Below are 20,031 nucleotides of genomic sequence, written 5' to 3'. Positions count from 1 at the left end.
CCGACAGGACCGTGGACCCACCCCTTTCGGGACTTTCGGGCCACCGGGCTATCGGGGCAGCCCCGTCGGCAGCAGCGCCGTCACCGCGTAGGCGCCGCCCTCCCGGCGGGCCCGCAGCGTGCCGCCCATGCTGGTGACCCGCTCCTCCATCGAGAACAGGCCGGTGCCGGTCGAGACGGGCGCCGGGTCCGGCGGGCTCTTCGGCAGCGGGTTGCGCACCTCGATCCGCAGATCGGGCCCCTCTACCGTGATCGCGACCTCCACCGGGAGCCCCGGGGCGTGCTTGGCGGCGTTCGTCAGGCACTCCCGGACGACGCGGTGGACGGCGGCCTGCCGGAGCGGGGACAGCGCCTTGGCCTCCTCGGCGACCGCGAGGTCGACGGGGCTGCCCATGCGTTCGCTCTCCCCGGCGAGTTCGGGGAGTCCTTCGAGGCCGGGCATCGCGGCGTCCCGGTCGGCACGGCGCACGATCGTCTCGTTGAGCATGAGGTGGGCGCGCCGGGCGGTGTCCGCGAGCTCCTCGAAGTCCCTCCGGTGGGCCTCTCCCCCGGCCCGTACGGCGAGGACCTCGGCCCGCACCGCGAGGACGGTGAGCTCGCGGCCGACCAGGTCGTGGACGTCCCGGCCGACGGAGATCCGCTCCTCCTGCACGGCCTGCCGGGCGGCGGCCTCGCGGCGCTGGACCTCCAGGGCGCGGACGAGGTCCTGGCGGTAGGCGGCGATGCCGACGCCGGCCGCGAGGACGCCGATCGGGACGACCAGGCTGAGGAAGTCGCTGACGGTCTCGCCGTGCTCGGCGGGCCAGCCGGGCGTCAGGAAGTAGCCGTACGCCACGGCGACGTACAGCAGGGTCGCGAGGACGGCGGCGCGCCGTCCCCGGTAGCGGCCGATCGAGTACAGCGCGAACTGGATCATGGTCAGTTCGTGCAGCCAGCCCAGCAGACCGAGCGCCACGGCGTACGGGAGCCACGGCAGCCGACGCCGGAGCACCAGCGTGGCCGCCCCGCCGGCGAGGACGAGGGTCGCGGTGACCCCGGTGAGCGAGTTGTCGGCGCGGGCGAGCCCCGGCACGTCCAGGACCATCAGGCCGAGGGCGAAGAGCGCGGCGACGACGTCGAGGGCGCGGGGCGAGACGGCCCACCGCTCCACGCGGCGGCGGAGCGCGGGGAGGGTGGGGAGGCGGAGCATGCCCTCCATCATCCCGGGTCTTTCGTCCCGGACTCCTGGACTTCGGTCACAAGTCTCGTGATGTCACCCACAACCGGACAAAGGTGTACCCGTGGACGGACAAAGACGAAGGGGCCCGGAACCGATGACCGGTTCCGGGCCCCTCCCTCCGTACGGATCAGGCCTGCGGCAGGCTCGCCAGCTGGGCCTGGATGCGGGCGATGTCCTCGTCCGCCTTGGCGAGGCGGGTCCGGATCTTGTCGACCACGTTGTCCGGGGCCTTGGCGAGGAAGGCCTCGTTGCCGAGCTTGCCCTCGGCCTGGGCCTTCTCCTTCTCGGCCGCCGCCAGGTCCTTCGCGAGGCGCTTGCGCTCGGCGGCGACGTCGATCGTGCCCGAGAGGTCGAGCGCGACGGTGGCACCGGCGACCGGCAGGGAGGCGGTGGCGGAGAAGCCCTCGCCCTCCGGCTGGAGGCGCAGCAGCTGCCGGATGGCGGCCTCGTGCGCGGCGAGCGCGGTGCCGTCGAGCTCCAGACGGGCGGGGACCTTCTGGCCGGGCTGGAGGCCCTGGTCGGCGCGGAAGCGGCGGACCTCGGTGACCACCTGCTGGAGGTTCTCGATCTCGGCCTCGGCGGCGTCGTCGCGGAAGCCGCTGTCGGTCGGCCACTCGGCGATCACGAGGGACTCGCGCCCGGTGAGCGTCGTCCACAGGGTGTCGGTGACGAACGGGACGATCGGGTGCAGCAGGCGCAGCATGACGTCCAGGACCTCGCCGAGGACCCGGCCGGAGACCTTGGCCTGCTCGCCGCCGGCGAAGAACGTGGTCTTCGACAGCTCGACGTACCAGTCGAAGACCTCGTCCCACGCGAAGTGGTAGAGCGCGTCGCTGAGCTTCGCGAACTGGTAGTCCTCGTAGTACGCGTCGACCTGGGCGACGGTCTTGTTGAGGCGGGACAGGATCCAGCGGTCGGTCGCCGACAGCTGCTCGACCGGGGGCAGTTCGCCCTCGATCGTCGCGCCGTTCATCAGGGCGAAGCGGGTGGCGTTCCAGATCTTGTTGGCGAAGTTCCGGGAGGCCTTGACCCAGTCCTCGCCGATCGGGACGTCGACGCCCGGGTTGGCGCCGTTGGCCAGGGTGAAGCGGACGGCGTCGGAGCCGTACTGGTCCATCCAGTCCAGGGGGTTGACCACGTTGCCGAAGGACTTCGACATCTTCTTGCCGTTCTGGTCACGGACCATGCCGTGCAGCGCGATGGTGTGGAACGGCGGGGTGCCGTCCATCGCGTACAGACCGAACATCATCATCCGGGCGACCCAGAAGAAGAGGATGTCGTACCCGGTGACCAGGACGGAGTTCGGATAGAACTTCTCGAGGCTCTCGGTCCGCTCGGGCCAGCCGAGCGTGGAGAACGGCCACAGGCCGGACGAGAACCAGGTGTCCAGGACGTCCGTGTCCTGGTGCCAGCCCTCGCCCGTCGGCGGCTGCTCGTCGGGTCCGACGCAGACGACCTCGCCGTTCGGGCCGTACCAGACCGGGATGCGGTGGCCCCACCACAGCTGGCGCGAGATGCACCAGTCGTGCAGGTTGTCGACCCAGTCGAAGTACCGCTTCTCCATCTCCTGCGGGTGGATCTTGACCTTGCCGTCGCGGACCGCGTCACCGGCGGCCTTCGCGAGCGGGCCGACCTTGACCCACCACTGCATCGACAGGCGCGGCTCGATGGTGGTCTTGCAGCGCGAGCAGTGGCCGACGGAGTGGACGTACGGACGCTTCTCGGCGACGATCCGGCCCTCGGCGCGCAGGGCGGCGACGATGGCGGAGCGGGCCTCCAGGCGGTCCAGGCCCTGGAAGGGGCCGTGGACGGTGATGACCGCGCGCTCGTCCATGACGGCGAGGTTCGGCAGGCCGTGGCGCTGGCCGATCTCGAAGTCGTTCGGGTCGTGCGCCGGGGTCACCTTGACGGCGCCGGTGCCGAACTCGGGGTCGACGTGGGTGTCGGCGACAACCGGGATCGTACGGTCCGTCAGCGGCAGCTTGATCTGCTTGCCGACCAGGTGCTTGTAGCGCTCGTCGTCGGGGTGGACGGCGACGGCCGTGTCACCGAGCATCGTCTCGGCGCGGGTGGTGGCGACCACGAGCGAGTCCTCGCCCTCGCCGTACCGGATGGAGACGAGCTCGCCCTCGTCGTCCTGGTACTCGACCTCGATGTCCGAAATGGCCGTCAGGCAGCGCGGGCACCAGTTGATGATGCGCTCTGCGCGGTAGATCAGCTCGTCGTCGTAGAGCTTCTTGAAGATGGTCTGGACGGCCTGGGACAGCCCCTCGTCCATGGTGAAGCGCTCGCGGGACCAGGCGACGCCGTCACCCAGGCGCTTCATCTGGCCGGAGATCTGGCCACCGGACTCGGCCTTCCACTGCCAGACGCGCTCGACGAACGCCTCACGGCCCAGGTCGTGGCGGGACTTGCCCTCCTTGGCGAGCTCGCGCTCGACGACGTTCTGGGTGGCGATGCCGGCGTGGTCCATGCCGGGCTGCCACAGCGTCTCGAAGCCCTGCATGCGCTTGCGGCGGGTGAGGGCGTCGATCAGCGTGTGCTCGAAGGCGTGGCCCAGGTGGAGCGAACCGGTGACGTTCGGCGGCGGGATGACGATGGTGTACGGCGGCTTCTCGCTCTTCGCGTCCGCCTCGAAGTACCCGCGCTCTACCCAGCGCTCGTACAGCGGCCCCTCTACCTCGGCCGGCGCGTACGTGGTCGGCAGTTCGGTGGTGGGCGCTGTCTGCTGCTGAGTGTTCTCGGTCACGGGGCCAGTTTAGGGGTGTCGCGGTCCTGTCCTGAAACGCTTTGGTTCGGTAACGGTGTGGCCCCCGCCGCACTGCCCGGCCGACGGTTCCGCCAGGATGTTCGCCAGGCATAAACATCCTGTGAGGGGAACCTGTCGATGAGCTACAACCAGCCGGGCCCGTACGGCGGCCAGCAGCCCGGTCCTTACGGCCAGCCGGGCCCGTACGGCCAGCAGCCGCAGCAGCCGGGCCCGTACGGCCAGCCGCAGGCTCCGCAGCCGGGTTACGGATACCCCCAGCAGGCCCCGCAGGGCGTCCCGCCGCAGCAGCCCCCCTACGGCTACCCCCAGCAGCCCGCCCCCTACGGCCAGCAGCCCCAGTACGGCGCCCCGCAGGGCCCCGGCGGCTACGTCCCCCACCCCCCGGCCCCGAAGAAGTCCAAGGCCGGCTGGATCATCGGCGCGGTCGCGGTCGTCGCGGCGATCGGCGTGGGCGCGTACTTCGTGCTGGGCGGGAGCGGAAACGGTGCTGTCGCCGCCGACACCAAGGGGTACAAGGTGACCCCGGCGGCCGCCGTCGGCGACTACAAGAAGGAGGGCGCCGACCGGAGCGGCCCCATGTCCGCCGAGCAGAAGGCCAGCGCTGCCGCCATGGGGATCGAGAACCCCCAGATGATCGCGGCCTCCTACAAGTCCGGCGATGCCGGCGACCCCCTCAAGGGCAAGTCCATGAGCCTGAACGGGATGTGGGGAGAGATCGCCGACCCGGAGAAGGCGATCGACACCGCGTTCTCGAACTACGAGAAGGACCAGTCCGCCACGATGAAGGACGTCAAGATGACGCCCGTCGGCAGCCCTGAGTCCAAGACGCCCGCCGGCTTCGAGGGTGCGCTGATGAAGTGCCAGAACATCAAGTTCGAGAGCACCTCCACGGAGACGGCCCCCGGTCCGAAGTCCTTCCAGGTGCCCACCTGCATCTGGGCGGACTACAGCACGCTGGGCGTCGTCAACGCCCTCGACATGGCGACGATGATGACCGGCGGGACCGGTTTCACCCTGGACCAGGTCGCGGAGATGACGGGCCAGCACTACAAGGCCTCGCGCAGCAAGGCGTAGTCCCCCCGCCGCACCCATGCCTTCCCTCCGGCCCGACAGGAACGTCGACACGGTCCTGTCGGGCCAGGACGGGAAGGCTTTTCTGTGCTTCCGACCTTTCAGTAGGTCGTGATCCGAGATCTGGCGTGAACGGTTCGCTCAAGGGCGGAGCGGCTGCTCACAGACGTGGGCCGGCAGAACCCTCGGCGAGGGTTCTACCGGCCCAGGACAGGGAAGCGGGCGACTACGCGCTCTTCTCGTGCCTGCCGTCGTTCTTCACGATCCGCGGGACCAGCGTCGGGTTGACGTTGTTGCGGACGACGTCGGCCGTGATGACCACGCGGGCCACGTCCTTGCGGGACGGGACCTCGTACATCACCGACTGGAGGACCTCCTCCATGATGGCGCGCAGGCCGCGCGCGCCGGTGCCGCGGAGGATCGCCTGGTCGGCGATGGCCTCCAGGGCCGGGCGGTCGAAGTCCAGCTCCACGCCGTCGAGTTCGAAGAGGCGCTGGTACTGCTTCACCAGCGCGTTGCGCGGCTCGACCAGGATCTGGAGGAGCGCCTCGCGGTCCAGGTTGTGGACGGAGGTGAGGACGGGGAGACGGCCGATGAACTCGGGGATCATCCCGAACTTCACCAGGTCCTCCGGCATGACCTCCTGGAACTGGTCGCTCGCCTCGATCTCGCGCTTGGAGCGGATGGTCGCCCCGAAGCCGATGCCCTTGGCGCCCGCCCGCGACTCGATGATCTTCTCCAGGCCGGCGAAGGCGCCGCCCACGATGAAGAGCACGTTCGTCGTGTCGATCTGGATGAACTCCTGGTGCGGGTGCTTCCGGCCGCCCTGCGGCGGGACGGAGGCCGTGGTGCCCTCCAGGATCTTGAGGAGGGCCTGCTGCACGCCCTCGCCGCTCACGTCACGCGTGATCGACGGGTTTTCGCTCTTACGGGCGACCTTGTCGATCTCGTCGATGTAGATGATCCCGGTCTCGGCCTTCTTGACGTCGTAGTCGGCCGCCTGGATCAGCTTGAGCAGGATGTTCTCGACGTCCTCGCCGACATAGCCGGCCTCCGTCAGCGCCGTCGCGTCGGCGATGGCGAACGGGACGTTGAGCATGCGGGCCAGGGTCTGGGCCAGGAGCGTCTTGCCCGAACCCGTGGGACCCAGCAGCAGGATGTTGGACTTCGCCAGCTCGATGGCGTCGTCACGGCCCTGCGCGCCGCCGTTCTCGCCGGCCTGGACGCGCTTGTAGTGGTTGTACACCGCGACCGAGAGGGCCTTCTTCGCGGGCTCCTGCCCGACGACGTACCCCTCGAGGAACTCGTAGATCTCGCGGGGCTTGGGGAGTTCCTCCCAGCGCACCTCGCTCGTCTCCGCGAGTTCTTCCTCGATGATCTCGTTGCAGAGGTCGATGCACTCGTCGCAGATGTACACACCGGGTCCCGCGATGAGCTTCTTCACCTGCTTCTGGCTCTTTCCGCAGAACGAGCACTTGAGCAGATCGCCGCCATCACCGATGCGTGCCACGAGGTGCTTCCCCTTCGCCTGGGAGCGCTTGGTTCAGCGACTCCTGGTGCCTCATATTCGACGGTACCTTGCCGGGCCCCCCGTTCGGGCCCCCCTTGGCACGGTTCACATGGTCGCGATTCGGCCACACAGGCCGTCCGGGTCGTGCGAACCGTGCCGAGGGAAGGTCGGGCGTCAGCGCTCCGCGGAGGCCGTGCTCTTGCGGGTCGAGACGATCTGGTCGATCAGGCCGTACGCCAGGGCGTCCTCGGCCGTCAGGATCTTGTCGCGCTCGATGTCGTCGCGGATCTTCTCGATCGGCGTCGAGGAGTGCTTGGCCAGCATCTCCTCCAGCTGGCTGCGCATCCGCAGGATCTCGTTGGCCGCGATCTCCAGGTCGGAGAGCTGCTCACGGCCGGTGCCGCCGGAGGGCTGGTGGATCAGCACGCGGGCGTTCGGCAGGGCCATCCGCTTGCCGGGGGTGCCGGCGGCGAGCAGCACGGCCGCGGCGGAGGCCGCCTGGCCCATGCAGACCGTCTGGATGTCGGGCTTCACGAACTGCATCGTGTCGTAGATGGCCGTGAGGGCGGTGAAGGAACCGCCCGGGCTGTTGATGTAGATCGAGATGTCGCGGTCCGGGTCCATCGACTCCAGGCACAGGAGCTGCGCCATGACGTCGTTGGCGGAGGCGTCGTCGATCTGCACGCCGAGGAAGATCACGCGCTCCTCGAAGAGCTTCGCGTACGGGTCGTACTCGCGCACTCCCTGCGAGGTGCGCTCGACGAAGCGCGGCACGACGTAGCGGTTGTCCATCGGCGCGCCGGTGTAGAGGCCGCTCGGGGAGAGGTTGTTCTGCATCTGGGTGTTCACCGTCCTGGTGGCGTTCGGCGGGGGGGCGGGGGCTCTTCGGCGGGCTGCCGGCGCTCAGGCGCCCGTGCCGCCGCCGCCCGGAACACCCGCGGCGTGCGTGATGATGTTGTCGATGAGGCCGTAGTCCTTGGCCTCCTCCGCGGTGAACCAGCGGTCGCGGTCGCCGTCGCGGATGATCGTCTCGACGGTCTGGCCGGAGTGGTGCGCGGTGATCTCGGCCATGCGCTTCTTCGTGCGCAGCAGGTACTCGGCCTGGATCTTGATGTCGGAGGCGGTGCCGCCGATGCCGGCGGAGCCCTGGTGCATCAGGATGTCGGTGTTCGGCAGCGCGAAGCGCTTGCCGGGGGTGCCGCCGGTGAGCAGGAACTGTCCCATGGAGGCCGCCATGCCCATACCGATGGTGACGACGTCGTTCGGGATGTACTGCATGGTGTCGTAGACGGCCATGCCGGCCGTCACGGAGCCACCGGGGCTGTTGATGTAGAGGAAGATGTCCTTCTCCGGGTCGGCGGCCAGGAGGAGCATCTGCGCGGTGATCTTGTTGGCGATGTCGTCGTCGACCTGCTGGCCGAGGAAGATGATCCGCTCGCCGAGCAGCCGGTTGTAGACATGGTCGCCGAGGCCGCCACCGATGGACGGCTCACCCGCGGCGTAAGGCTTCAGATTCGTCACGTATCCACCTGCTCGTCTCCGACGGCCCCGGGCCGTCTCAGCGTCTTGTTCTGAGGGCAGTGCCCCCGTATTCATGGACCCTAACGCGCAGGTCGGACAACGCCATCCCGGTTCCCGAACTGTTCGCTGGGAGCGCAAGGTAGTTGGAGGCGTGTAAGCGGGTCCGGGTACGTCCACGGGCCCGTACGCACAGCTGTGCGTACGGGCCCGTGGAGCAGGGTCCGCCGGGGGCGGGTGCCCTTACTTGTCCTCGGAGACCTCGGCCTCGCCGGTGACGGCCTCGACGGCCTCGGCGGCGGCCTCGACGACCTCGTCCTCGTCGTCGGAGAGGTCGACGACCTCGCCGTTGGTGTCGACGACCTTGGCGGCCTCGACGACGACCGCGAGGGCCTTGCCGCGGGCGACCTCGCCGACGAGCATCGGCACCTGGCCGCCCTGGGCCACGGCCTGGGCGAACTGGTCGGGGCTCATGCCGGAGGAGGCGGCACGGCGGAACAGGTGCTCGGTGAGCTCCTCGCGGGAGACGTCGAGCTTCTCCTTGTTGACGAGCTCATCGAGGATGAACTGCGTCTTGATGCCCTTCTCGGCCTGCTCCTTGGTCTCGGCCAGGAACTCTTCCTCGGTCTTGCCCTGGATCTCCAGGTACTTCGCGAGGTCGAGGCCCATCTGGCCGAGCTGGTGGTGCTCCAGGTTGTGCTTGCGGGTGTTGATCTCGTCCTCGAGAAGCTTCTCGGGCATCGGGACCTCGACCAGCTTGAGGAGCTCGTCGAGGACGCGCTCCTGGGCCTGGGTGGCCTGGTCGAACTGCTTCATGTTCTCGAGGCGCTTGCGGCTGTCGGCCTTGAGCTCGTCGAGGGTGTCGAACTCCGACGCCATCTGCGCGAACTCGTCGTCGAGCTCGGGGAGCTCACGGGCGGCGACGGTGGTGACCTTGACGGTGACCTCCGCGTCCTTGCCCTCGGCGGAGCCGCCCTTCAGCTGCGAGGTGAAGGTGGCCTCGCCGCCGGCCTCCAGGCCCTTGACGGCCTCGTCGATGCCGTCGAGCAGCTCGCCGGAGCCGATGGTGTACGAGACGTCGCTGGCGACGCCGTCGGGCAGGACCTCGCCGTCGACCTTGGCCTCGAGGTCGATGGTGACGACGTCGCCGTCCTGGGCGGCGCGCTCGACCGGGGAGGTCGAGGCGAAGCGCTCGCGGAGCTGCTCCACGGACTTCTCGACGTCCTCGTCGGTGACCTCGACCGCGTCGACGGTGACCTCGATGCCGGAGTAGTCCGGGATCTCGATCGTCGGGCGGATGTCGACCTCGGCGGTGAAGGCCAGCAGCTCGCCGTCCTTCAGCTCGGTGATGTCGACCTCGGGCTGGCCGAGCGGGTTGACCTCGGCCTCGTTGACGGCCTCGGTGTAGAACTTCGGGAGCGCGTCGTTGACGGCCTCCTCCAGCACGGCGCCGCGGCCGAACCGCTGGTCGATCACGCGAGCCGGGATCTTGCCCTTACGGAAGCCCTTGACCGTGACCTGCTGGTTGATCTTCTTGTACGCCGCGTCGAGGCTGTCCTTGAGCTCCTCGAAGGGCACCTCGACAGTGAGCCGAACCCGGGTCGGGTTCAGGGTCTCCACGGCGCTCTTCACGGTTCGGTCTCCTTGTGGCTGATTCCTGGAATCCGTCGGGGCCGCGTGTAGCGGTACCGGCGGGTCGGCCCGGTCAGAAAGACACACGGGCACGCAGCTTGCATAGTAACCGCAAGCGGGATGACGCCCACAACGTGATCAAGGACGCGCGAGGTGGGCGCGTGATCGTCATGGTCGGGGTGGCGGGATTTGAACCCACGGCCTTCCGCTCCCAAAGCGGACGCGCTACCAAGCTGCGCCACACCCCGTCGGTGCGACACGTAGGGTACATGGACGGGGACTGTGCGGCGCCCCTCGTTTTCCGGGTGTGCGCGAAAGCCCCCCGACCGGCTACCATGCTCCTCGTGCCGCGGTCCCCGTGACCTGCGGCGCGACGCTGTGCGGGTGTAGCTCAATGGTAGAGCACTAGTCTTCCAAACTAGCTACGCGGGTTCGATTCCCGTCACCCGCTCCACGCAGGTCAGGGCCGGTCCGGAGAGCTTCTCCGGACCGGCCCTGAGTCGTTTCCCGGGTGGTCAGAACTTGATGGAGCCCACCGTCTGCGTTATCGAGTCGAGGAAGCGCTGGATGTCGTCGGCCATGCCGGTGGAGGCGAGGAAGAAGCCGAAGAGGACCGCGACCACGGCTGGGCCACCCTTGAGGTTTCCCCCTCGGATCAGCACCACCAGGATGATTGCCAACAGCAACACCACAGACAGTGAAATGGCCACAACTGATCACACCCTCGGTCGGTCCCGCCTTGCCCACCAGGGAGCCCCTGTCTCGGAACACCCCCCGCTGTCTCCATCGTGCCATCAACCCCCTTGCCCTCGCTGCCCGGTGACGAATCGTCGTGCAGAAGATCACGTCGCGCGCGGGCGGCCGGTCAGGCGGGGCGGGAGAGGAGCAGCAGGGCCCGGTCGTCGTTGACGTCCTTGGCGACGGCCTCGATCAGGTGCCAGGCGACGCCCTCGAAGCCTTCGGCGACGCAGCGGTCGGCCTCGCCGGTGAGGCGGTCGATGCCCTCGGCGATGTCCCGGTCGGCGGCCTCGACCAGCCCGTCGGTGAAGAGCATGAGGACGTCGCCGGGGCGCAGCGATCCCTTGACCGGGTGGAACTCGGCCCCGTCGTACACGCCGAGGAGGGGGCCGTCGGCGGCCTTCTCCTCCCAGCGGCCGGTGCCGGCGTGGAGCTGGAGGGCGGGCAGGTGGCCGGCGGAGAAGAGCTCGTAGTCGCCGGACTCCAGGTCGAGGACGAGGTGGATCGAGGTGGCGAAGCCCTCGTCCCAGTTCTGCCGGAGCAGGTAGCCGTTGGCGGCCGGGAGGAAGCCGTGCGGCGGCAGCGAGCCGAGGAGTCCGCCGAAGGCGCCGGAGAGCAGCAGGGAGCGGGAGGCCGCGTCCATGCCCTTGCCGGAGACGTCGGTGAGGACGACCTCCAGGGTGCGCCCGCCGTGGGTGCGGGCGGCGACGACGAAGTCGCCCGAGAAGGACTGTCCGCCGGCAGGACGCAGGGCCATCTCGCGGTGCCAGCCCTGGGGGAGCCGGGGCAGCGCGCTCTGGACGCGGATGCGCTCGCGCAGGTCGAAGAGCATGGTGCCGCCGCGCCGCCAGGGCACGCCGACCCGGGCGCGGAACTGGGCGATGAGCAGTCCGAAGAGCCCGCAGGCGGCGACGACCAGGACGGTGCCGGGGGTGACCCTGGCCGGGCCCTGGGTGTACGGGCCGAGGACGACGGACTCGACGATGAGGGCACCGGCGGCGGCCGCGTACAGGGCGAGCAGGCTGGCGGGGCGCAGCAGCAGGCCGCCGGCCACGATGGGCAGGGCGAGCGCGGCGGGCGCGCACCAGACGGGGTCGAGCAGGGTTCCCCACGCGATGGCGGGGATCATCAGGAGGAGTCCGGCGAAGGCGAGCCAGTCCGCGCCGTCGCCGCGGAAGTAGTCGACGGCGGACCTGCGCAGCGCGACGCGGACCCGGCGCACGCGCCTGCGTGTCCGGGCCGCGTACGTGTTCACTCCGGCGCGCTGTCCCATTGGCCTGGACCCTATCCATCCCGTCGGACATCGTGCAGGGGCACCCCTGTGACAATGTGCCTGAAATCGGGTCGCCCCGGACGTGCGGCGCTGATATCGATGGCATATGACGACTGAACTGCGGGTTCTCGACCCGTCGGAGTGGGATCGCTGGTTCGGGGTGTTTGAACTCGCGTTCGGAGGTGTGCCGGAGGCGCTGGAGGTGCGGCGGCTGTGGCGCGACCTGACCGAGTTCGACCGTTTCCTGGGTGCCTGGGACGGTGACCTGTGCGTGGGTACGGCGGGGGCGTTCACGTTCCGGCTCACGGTGCCGGGCGGGGCGTCGGTCCCGGCGGGCGGGGTGACGCTGGTGAGCGTGGCCGGGACGCACCGGCGGCGCGGGATCCTGACGTCGATGATGCGGCGGCAGCTGGACGACCTGCGGGCGGCGGGCGAGTCGCTGGCCGTGCTGACGGCGTCGGAGCCGGAGATCTACGGGCGGTTCGGTTACGGCGTCGGCGCGTACGCGGTGCACGCGACGATCGACACGACCCGGGTGCGGCTCACGGTGCCGGAGGGCACGGACCGGGTCTCCCTGCGCACGGCCGACCCGACGGAGTCCTCCGCGGTGTGCGAGGCGGTCTACGCGAAGCTGGTGCCGGCGCGGCCCGGCATGCTCGCGCGGCGGCCGGAGTGGGAGCGGAAGCCGCTGCTCGACCCGCCGGGCGGGCGGGAGGGGGCTTCGCCGCTGCTCTGCGTGCTCGCGGAGCGGGGCGGGGAGGCCGTGGGGTTCGCGCACTACGCGATCAAGCCGGACTGGTCGCCCGCCGGGGCCGAGGGTTCCGTGACCGTGCACCAGCTGATGGGGCTCGACCCGGCGGCCGAGGCGGCGCTGTGGCGGTTCCTCTGCTCGGTGGACCTGACCTCGCGGGTACGGCTCCACAGCCGGCCCGTGGACGACGGCTGGCAGCATCTGGTGAGCGACGTTCGGCGGTGCGAGCCGACCCTGCGGGACGCCTTGCACGTGCGGCTCGTGGAGGTGGGCGCGGCGCTCGAGGCGCGGACGTACCAGGCACCGGTGGACGTGGTGTTCGAGGTCGCGGACGCGTTCTGTCCCTGGAACGAGGGGCGGTGGCGGTTGACGGGGGACGCGAAGGGGGCCAGTTGCGTCCGGACCTCCGACCCTGCCGATCTCTCGCTGTCCGTGCGGGAGTTGGGCGCGGCGTACCTGGGCGGGACCTCGTTGGTGTCGTTGGCTGCGGCGGGGCGGGTGCGGGAGTTGCGCGAAGGGGCGCTGGTCGAGGCTTCCGTGGCTTTCGGATCCCCGGTGGCCCCCTGGCTTCCGCACGGGTTCTAGGGGCTGGGCGGCAACGGGTCGGGCAGCGCCCTCAGGGCGTTGTGCCCACCCGTTCCGCCCTGCGGAACGTATGCCCACAACGGGATCGGCGGGCGGCGGCCCGCAACTAGGCCTTTTGGCAGCCTGGGCACCAGAAGAGGTTGCGGGCGGCCAGGTCCGCCGTGCGGATCTCGGTTCCGCAGATGTGGCAGGGCATCCGGGCCCGGCGGTAGACGTAGACCTCGCCTCCGTGGTCGTCCACGCGGGGCGGGCGGCCCATGGCCTCGGGGGTGTGCTCGGGGCGGACCGTGTCGATGCGGTTCAGGCGGACGCCCTCGCGCATCAGCGTCGCGAGGTCGGTCCAGAGGGCGTCCCACTCCCCCGCGGTGAGGTCCCTGCCCGCGCGGTACGGGTCGATGCCGTGCCGGAAGAGGACCTCGGCGCGGTAGACGTTGCCGACGCCCGCGATGATCTTCTGGTCCATGAGGAGGGCGGCGATCGTCGTGCGGGACCTCGAGATCCGGCGCCAGGCCTTCGCCGGGTCGTCGTCCTCCCGGAGCGGGTCCGGGCCGAGCCGGTCGTGTATCGCCCGCTTCTCGGCGTCCGTGATGAGGGCGCAGGTCGTGGGGCCGCGCAGGTCGACGTAGCCGTCCCCGTCGGCGATGCGCAGGCGGACCGTGTCCGTGGGCGGCGGGGCCGGGGCGTCGCCGAAGTTCACCTTGCCGAAGAGGCCCAGGTGGATGTGGATCCATTCCCCGCCCGCGAAGGCGAGGAAGAGGTGCTTGCCGTGGGCTTCGGCGGTCTCCAGGACGGTGCCGTCGAGCAGGGCCGCCGAGTCGGCGAACTTGCCCTGCGGGCTGGAGACGCGCACGGGCCGGCCGCCGAACCGCTCGCGGTGGTCGGCGGCCAGCCGGTGGATGGTGTGCCCTTCGGGCATCAGGCGGTCGGCTCCTGCGGGTGGTGCGCCGGGATCGGGGGGAGCTCGCCGGTGGTCTCGTACGCGGTGAGCATGTCGATCCGCCGGGTGTGACGCTCGTCACCGGAGTACGGCGTGTTCAGGAAGATCTCGACGAACTTGGTCGCCTCTTCCCGGGTGTGCATCCGGCCGCCGACGGAGATCACGTTGGCGTTGTTGTGCTCGCGGCCGAGGGCGGCGGTCTGCTCGCTCCAGGCGAGGGCGGCGCGCACCCCCTTCACCTTGTTCGCGGCGATCTGCTCGCCGTTGCCGGAGCCGCCGATGACGACGCCCAGGCTGTCCGGGTCCGCGGCCGTCTTCTCGGCGGCGCGCAGGCAGAACGGCGGGTAGTCGTCGAGGGCGTCGTAGATGTGGGGGCCGCAGTCGACGGGCTCGTGGCCGTGGGCCTTGAGCCACTCGACGAGGTGGTTCTTTAGTTCAAAGCCGGCGTGGTCGGAACCGATATAGACGCGCATGATGCCGAGTGTGGCACGCCAGGGCCCGGGTAGCAGGCAGCGGGGTCGGGACCTTCACCCGACCCGGTACGGACCTTCGACTCTCGCGAGGTCGCCCGTACAACGATCCGGAATGAGGTCTTCCGATCATCCCTGTCGACGGGGTTGAATGCTCGGGCTCGCGACCCGAGCACCCCCCACACACGAGGAAGCGTCGATGAACACGCAACCGACCCTGCCGAAGGACGGCCAGGAGACCGGCACCACCGGGCCCTCGCAGTCCTCCGATGGCCTCAAGGCCGGGCTCAAGAACCGCCATCTGTCGATGATCGCGATCGGCGGCGTCATCGGCGCCGGTCTCTTCGTCGGCTCCGGCTCCGGCATCGCCGCGGCCGGCCCCGCGATCCTCCTCTCGTACGCACTCGTCGGCGCCATGGTCGTCTTCGTGATGCGGATGCTGGGCGAGATGGCCGCCGCCCGGCCGTCCTCCGGCTCCTTCTCGGCCTACGCCGACCGGGCGCTCGGCCGCTGGGCCGGCTTCACGATCGGCTGGCTGTACTGGTTCTTCTGGGTCGTCGTCCTCGCCGTCGAGGCGACCGCGGGCGCCAAGATCCTGGAGAGCTGGATCCCGGCCGTGCCGCAGTGGGGCTGGGCGCTCATCGTGATGGTGGTGCTGACCGCGACCAACCTGGGCTCCGTCGCCTCGTACGGCGAGTTCGAGTTCTGGTTCGCCGGCATCAAGGTCGTCGCCATCTCCGCCTTCGTCGTCATCGGCCTGCTCGCCGTCTTCGGCGTGCTGCCCGGCTCGGACAACCCGGGCGCCGGATTCGCGCACCTCACGGACAGCGGGGGCTTCTTCCCGATGGGCGCGGGCGCGGTCCTCACCGGTGTCCTGATGGTCGTCTTCTCCTTCATGGGCAGCGAGATCGTCACCCTGGCCGCCGGCGAGTCCGAGGACCCGCAGCGCGCCGTGACCAAGGCCACCAACAGCGTGATCTGGCGGATCGGCGTCTTCTACCTGGGCTCGATCTTCGTGGTCCTGACGCTGCTGCCGTGGAACGACAAGTCGATCGTCGAGAAGGGCTCGTACGTCGCCGCCCTCGACTCCATCGGCATCCCGCACGCCGGCCAGATCATGAACGTGATCGTCCTGACGGCCGTCCTGTCCTGCCTGAACTCGGGCCTCTACACGGCCTCCCGCATGGCCTTCTCGCTCGGCCGGCGCGGCGACGCGCCGAAGGCCTTCGCGAAGACCAACGCGCGGGGCGTGCCGACGGCCGCGATCCTGTCCTCGGTGATCTTCGGCTTCGTCGCGGTCTTCTTCAACTACAAGTGGCCGGACACCGTCTTCGCCTTCCTGCTGAACTCCTCCGGCGCCGTCGCGCTCTTCGTCTGGCTGGTCATCTGCGTGACCCAGCTGCGGATGCGCGGGATCATCCTGCGGGAGTCGCCGGAGAAGCTGGTCGTCCGGATGTGGCTCTTCCCGTACCTGACCTGGGCGACCATCGCCATGATCGTCGCCGTCCTCGGCTACATGGTCTACGACGGCGGCAGCAACCGTGAGCAGGTCGTGCTGTCCCTGCTGGTGGCCGCGCTCGTGATGGCGATCGCGGTGGTCCGCCAGAAGCTCGGCAAGAACGTCGGCGCCGAGGAGCTGGAGCGCGTGTAGCTCCCCCGGAGCCCCTCCCGGGCATGCGAAAAGGGCCCTGCCGCTCCCCCGAGCGGCAGGGCCCTTTCGCGTACGCCGGCCGTGGTTCGGCCCACGGCCGACCGTTCAGCCCTTGCGGCCGACGAACTTCCACGCGGCCGGCAGGGCGCCCATGGCGAGCGCGGCCTTGAGGGCGTCGCCGATGAGGAACGGGGTCAGACCGGCGGCGACGGCCTGGCCGAGGGTCATGCCGGTGGCGAGGGCCAGGTACGGCACGCCGACCGCGTAGATGATCGCGGAGCCCAGCACCATGGCGCCGGCCGTGCGGAGCACGGAGCGGTCGGCGCCGCGGCGGGCGAGGGCGCCGACGACGGTCGAGGCGAGGAGCATGCCGAGGACGTAGCCGAAGGACGGCATGCCGTAGCCGGAGGTGGCCTGCGCGAACCACGGGACGCCCGCCATGCCCGCGACCGCGTACAGCGCGAGGGCGAGGAAGCCGCGGCGGGCGCCGAGCGCGGTGCCGACGAGCAGGGCGGCGAAGGTCTGGCCGGAGACCGGGACCGGGGAGCCGGGGACCGGGACCGAGAGCTGCGCGGCGAGGCCGGTGAGGGCGGCGCCGCCGACGACCAGGGCGATGTCGCGGGCGCGGCTCGACGGGATGAGGTCGGCGAGGACGGTGCCCGCCCGGAGGGTGCGGACGGGGGCGGCGGCGGTGCTCATCGGTACTCCGCGGGGTGAGGGTGGGAGGGACAGGTTGACGGTATGCCAGGTGTGAACGGTCGATCACCGTCAGCCGCCGACAAAGCGGCGGGCGAGCGCTTCGTGGAGATCGCACAAAGGCCGCCGATCACACCTCGCGCCACATGACGCTTGTCACTGGGGACTCATGCTCGGAGGTCCCTTTTGCGCCAGGGGATGTTCCCTGGAGAGACTGTGGGGTCTCCATAAACCGTCAGAGAACACGAGCCCCCACATGCACGAGCCCCTCGCTCCCGAACCGGAGCCCCTCTCCCACGGCCTGAAGCAGCGTCATCTGACGATGCTGGGGCTCGGCGGCGTGATCGGCGCCGGGCTCTTCGTCGGCTCGGGCGCCGGCATCGCCGTCGCCGGGCCCGGCATCGTGGTCTCGTACCTGATCGCCGGCGCGCTCGCGATGTTGGTCATGCGGATGCTCGGCGAGATGTCGGCGGCGATGCCCGCCTCGGGCGCGTTCTCGGTGCACGCGGAGCGGGCGCTCGGCCGCTGGGCGGGCTTCTCGGTGGGCTGGCTGTACTGGTTCCTGCTGGTCGTCGTCCTCGCCGTGGAGGCGACGGGCGCGGCGCGGATCGCGCACGGCTGGGTGCCGGGAGTGCCGCAGTGGGGCTGGGTGCTGGTCTTCATGATCGTGTTCACCCTGGCCAACCTGGCGGCGGTGAAGAACTTCGGCGAGTTCGAGTTCTGGTTCGCGGCGCTCAAGGTCGGCGCGATCGTCCTCTTCCTGGTGCTCGGCGTGCTCGCGATCGTGGGGTGGCTGCCCACGGCGTCTGTTTCTTCCGGGGATCCGGTGGGGCTCGCGAACCTGACGGGGCAGGGCGGGTTCCTGCCGAACGGCTGGTCGGGGGTGGTCTCCGGGGTCCTGGCGGTCGTCTTCGCCTTCGGCGGCCTGGAGGTCGTCACCATCGCGGCGGCCGAGTCCGACGACCCGGCGCGGAACGTGGCGCGGGCGGTGCGCAGCGCGGTCTGGCGGATCCTGCTCTTCTACGTGGGCTCGATGCTGGTCATCGTGACGCTGCTGCCGTGGACCTCGATGAAGCCGGGCGAGTCGCCGTACGTGGCGGTCCTGGACGCGATCGGGGTGCCGGGGGCGGGCCAGATCATGAACGTGGTGGTGTTCGTGGCGCTGCTCTCGGCGCTCAACGCGAACCTGTACGGCTCGTCCCGGATGGTGTTCTCGCTGGCGGAGCGCGGGGAGGCGCCGAAGGGGCTGCTGAGGGTGTCCCCCGGTGGTGTTCCCCGGCGGGCGGTGCTCGCCTCGGTGGCCTTCGGGTTCGTCTCCGTGCTGCTCAATCTGAAGTGGCCGGATTCCGTCTTCCTCTACATGCTGAACGCGGTCGGCGCGGTGCTGCTCTTCGTCTGGGCGCTCATCGCGGTCTCGGAGCTGCGGCTGCGGCGCCGGATCGAGCGGGAGGCACCGGAGACGCTGACGCTGAGGATGTGGGGCTTCCCGTGGCTGACGTGGGTGGCGCTCGCCGCGATGGGCGCGGTGGTCGTCCTGATGCTGTTCGACGACGGGGCGCGGCCGCAGGTGCTGTGGTCGGCGGGGGCGACCGGGGTCGTCCTGCTGGTGGCGTGGGCCCGGGAGCCGCGCACGAACGGGAACTGAATCTTCACCTTGTGTGAAGGTCGTGCCCGTATAGCGGACTCCGGTTCCCTCTGAGCGGCGCGCCCACCCACACTGTGGGCTTCCTCCCCGTCTCAGCTAGTGAACAGGGTTCGCCCATGTCTCGGACCACCGCGCCCGCGCCGGCCGACCGCAAGGACGGCGCGACCGCACCTGCCGAGGGCCTCTCGCACGGCCTCAAGCAGCGCCATCTCTCGATGATCGCCCTCGGCGGGGTCATCGGCGCCGGGCTCTTCGTCGGCTCCGGCGCGGGCATCGCCGCCGCCGGGCCCTCGATCGTCATCGCCTACGCGATCTCGGGCGTGCTCGTCATGCTCGTGATGCGGATGCTCGGCGAGATGTCGGCCGCGAACCCGGCCTCCGGCTCCTTCTCCGTCCACGCCGAGCGGGCCTTCGGCTCCTGGGCGGGCTTCACCTCGGGCTGGGCCTTCTGGTTCCTGCTCTGCGTCGCCGTCGGCCTGGAGGGCATCGGCGCCGCGAAGATCATGACGGGTTGGTTCCCGGGCAGCCCCGAGTGGGCCTGGGTCGCGCTCTTCATGGTGGTCTTCTGCGTCACCAACCTGGCGGCGGTGAAGAACTTCGGCGAGTTCGAGTTCTGGTTCGCGGCGCTCAAGGTCGGCGCCATCGTCCTCTTCCTCGGCATCGGCGTCCTCGCCATCGTCGGCGTCCTGCCCGGCACGGACGCCCCCGGCGCCGCGAACCTCAGCGGCGAGGGCGGCTTCTTCCCGCACGGCTCCGAGGGCCTGATCGTGGGCCTGCTGGCCTCCGTCTTCGCGTACGGCGGCCTGGAGACGGTCACCATCGCGGCGGCCGAGTCGGAGCACCCGGTGCAGGGGGTCGCCAAGGCCGTCCGTACGGCGATGTGGCGGATCGCGCTCTTCTACATCGGCTCCATGGCGGTCATCGTCACCCTCGTCCCGTGGGACGACAAGGCGGTCGTCGAGAAGGGCCCGTACGTCGCCGCCCTCGACCACCTGGGCATCCCGGCGGCCGGCCAGATCATGAACGTGGTCGTGCTCGTCGCCCTGCTCTCGGCGATGAACGCCAACATCTACGGCGCCTCCCGCATGGCCGGTTCGCTGGTCGCGCGCGGCCAGGGCCCGAAGGCTCTGGGCAGGCTGTTCGGCGGGGTCCCGCGCCCGGCAGTGCTCGTCTCCTGCGTCGTCGGCTTCGGCTGCGTGCTGCTGAGCTACTGGTCGCCGGACAAGGCCTTCATCTGGCTGCTCAACACCATCGGCGCGATCATCCTGGTCGTCTGGTTCTTCATCGCCGCCTCCCAGCTGGTGCTGCGCCGCCGCACCGAGCGCGCGGAGCCCGAGAAGCTGGTCGTGCGGATGTGGGCCTTCCCGGTGCTGACGTGGGTGGCGCTGGCCGGCATGGCGGCGATCTTCGTCCTCATGGCGCGCGAGGAGGGCACCCGCGTGCAGCTGTACTGGACGGGCGGCCTGACGCTGCTGCTCGCCGTGGTCGGCTTCGTACGCCAGAAGACGGCGGCGGACCGGGCCTCCTGAGCCTCCCCCCTACCCGTACGGCGACCCCCGGACCACC

16 protein-coding genes and 2 tRNA genes are annotated in these 20,031 nt (G+C 70.2%); 6 read left to right on the top strand and 12 right to left on the bottom strand.

All coding sequences use genetic code 11. The features are described 5' to 3' along the window. Positions 1-48: 48 nt before the first annotated feature. Positions 49-1,188 carry a sensor histidine kinase gene (locus tag BLW86_RS24950; protein WP_093878847.1) on the bottom strand — a complete coding sequence of 380 codons (1,140 nt, stop codon included), beginning with the start codon at positions 1,186-1,188 and terminating at the stop codon, positions 49-51. A 157-nt stretch (positions 1,189-1,345) separates the two neighbouring features. Next, the gene (locus tag BLW86_RS24945; RefSeq protein ID WP_093876109.1) at positions 1,346-3,967 is read right to left on the bottom strand and encodes a valine--tRNA ligase; all 2,622 of its coding nucleotides are present in this window, start codon (positions 3,965-3,967) and stop codon (positions 1,346-1,348) included. Positions 3,968-4,105: 138 nt separating this feature from the next. On the opposite strand from BLW86_RS24945, the gene BLW86_RS24940 reads away from it, so the two are divergent. Further along, on the top strand, positions 4,106-5,062 hold the full coding sequence (locus BLW86_RS24940) for a hypothetical protein (RefSeq protein WP_093876108.1): 957 nt from the start codon (positions 4,106-4,108) through the stop codon (positions 5,060-5,062). A gap of 223 nt (positions 5,063-5,285) precedes the next feature. On the opposite strand, the gene clpX is transcribed toward BLW86_RS24940, so the two are convergent. The 5 genes from clpX to BLW86_RS24915 form a co-directional block, all read right to left on the bottom strand. After that, entirely contained in the window at positions 5,286-6,569 is a 1,284-nt protein-coding gene (gene clpX / locus BLW86_RS24935) for an ATP-dependent Clp protease ATP-binding subunit ClpX (RefSeq protein ID WP_015033605.1), read from the bottom strand. Positions 6,570-6,743: 174 nt separating this feature from the next. Then, on the bottom strand, positions 6,744-7,406 hold the full coding sequence (locus BLW86_RS24930) for an ATP-dependent Clp protease proteolytic subunit (RefSeq protein ID WP_030684990.1): 663 nt from the start codon (positions 7,404-7,406) through the stop codon (positions 6,744-6,746). A gap of 66 nt (positions 7,407-7,472) precedes the next feature. Next, positions 7,473-8,090, bottom strand: coding sequence for an ATP-dependent Clp protease proteolytic subunit (locus tag BLW86_RS24925; protein WP_093876107.1), 618 nt, complete (start codon positions 8,088-8,090; stop codon positions 7,473-7,475). Positions 8,091-8,330: 240 nt separating this feature from the next. Then, positions 8,331-9,719 carry a trigger factor gene (gene tig, locus BLW86_RS24920; RefSeq protein WP_093876106.1) on the bottom strand — a complete coding sequence of 463 codons (1,389 nt, stop codon included), beginning with the start codon at positions 9,717-9,719 and terminating at the stop codon, positions 8,331-8,333. Between the two features lie 171 nt (positions 9,720-9,890). Next, positions 9,891-9,967: transfer RNA gene (locus BLW86_RS24915), tRNA-Pro, on the bottom strand. A 132-nt stretch (positions 9,968-10,099) separates the two neighbouring features. Between BLW86_RS24915 and BLW86_RS24910 the strand changes: the two genes are divergently transcribed. Then, positions 10,100-10,173, top strand: a tRNA-Gly gene (locus BLW86_RS24910). 61 nt (positions 10,174-10,234) lie between these two features. Here the strand turns inward: BLW86_RS24910 and BLW86_RS24905 are convergent. Continuing rightward, positions 10,235-10,429 (bottom strand): hypothetical protein, encoded by a 195-nt coding sequence (locus tag BLW86_RS24905; protein WP_030684996.1) that lies wholly within the window; start codon positions 10,427-10,429, stop codon positions 10,235-10,237. Between the two features lie 155 nt (positions 10,430-10,584). After that, positions 10,585-11,730 (bottom strand): PP2C family protein-serine/threonine phosphatase, encoded by a 1,146-nt coding sequence (locus BLW86_RS24900; protein ID WP_093876105.1) that lies wholly within the window; start codon positions 11,728-11,730, stop codon positions 10,585-10,587. A 106-nt stretch (positions 11,731-11,836) separates the two neighbouring features. On the opposite strand from BLW86_RS24900, the gene BLW86_RS24895 reads away from it, so the two are divergent. Then, a complete protein-coding gene (locus BLW86_RS24895) occupies positions 11,837-13,066 on the top strand; it encodes a GNAT family N-acetyltransferase (protein ID WP_093876104.1) in 1,230 nt (409 codons plus the stop codon). 106 nt (positions 13,067-13,172) lie between these two features. Here the strand turns inward: BLW86_RS24895 and BLW86_RS24890 are convergent, their stop codons facing one another. Then, on the bottom strand, positions 13,173-13,982 hold the full coding sequence (locus tag BLW86_RS24890; RefSeq protein ID WP_093876103.1) for an Fpg/Nei family DNA glycosylase: 810 nt from the start codon (positions 13,980-13,982) through the stop codon (positions 13,173-13,175). Continuing rightward, the gene (locus tag BLW86_RS24885) at positions 13,982-14,476 is read right to left on the bottom strand and encodes a ribose-5-phosphate isomerase (protein WP_093876102.1); all 495 of its coding nucleotides are present in this window, start codon (positions 14,474-14,476) and stop codon (positions 13,982-13,984) included. Before BLW86_RS24885 ends, BLW86_RS24890 begins: the two co-directional genes overlap by 1 nt. A 196-nt stretch (positions 14,477-14,672) precedes the next feature. Here BLW86_RS24885 and BLW86_RS24880 point away from each other — a divergent pair, with 196 nt between their 5' ends. Beyond that, complete coding sequence (locus BLW86_RS24880; RefSeq protein ID WP_093876101.1) at positions 14,673-16,124, top strand: amino acid permease; 1,452 nt, start codon at positions 14,673-14,675, stop codon at positions 16,122-16,124. A gap of 105 nt (positions 16,125-16,229) precedes the next feature. Here the strand turns inward: BLW86_RS24880 and BLW86_RS24875 are convergent, their stop codons facing one another. Next, positions 16,230-16,823 (bottom strand): biotin transporter BioY, encoded by a 594-nt coding sequence (locus BLW86_RS24875; protein ID WP_093876100.1) that lies wholly within the window; start codon positions 16,821-16,823, stop codon positions 16,230-16,232. 253 nt (positions 16,824-17,076) lie between these two features. Between BLW86_RS24875 and BLW86_RS24870 the strand changes: the two genes are divergently transcribed. Both BLW86_RS24870 and BLW86_RS24865 read left to right on the top strand, forming a co-directional pair. Further along, positions 17,077-18,465 carry an amino acid permease gene (locus BLW86_RS24870; RefSeq protein WP_093876099.1) on the top strand — a complete coding sequence of 463 codons (1,389 nt, stop codon included), beginning with the start codon at positions 17,077-17,079 and terminating at the stop codon, positions 18,463-18,465. 116 nt (positions 18,466-18,581) lie between these two features. Next, positions 18,582-19,994 carry an amino acid permease gene (locus tag BLW86_RS24865; protein ID WP_093876098.1) on the top strand — a complete coding sequence of 471 codons (1,413 nt, stop codon included), beginning with the start codon at positions 18,582-18,584 and terminating at the stop codon, positions 19,992-19,994. Positions 19,995-20,031: the final 37 nt, after the last annotated feature.

It is taken from the genome of Streptomyces sp. TLI_105, assembly GCF_900105415.1.
Lineage (GTDB): Bacteria > Actinomycetota > Actinomycetes > Streptomycetales > Streptomycetaceae > Streptomyces.
This window is presented reverse-complemented; position numbering and strand designations above follow the sequence as displayed.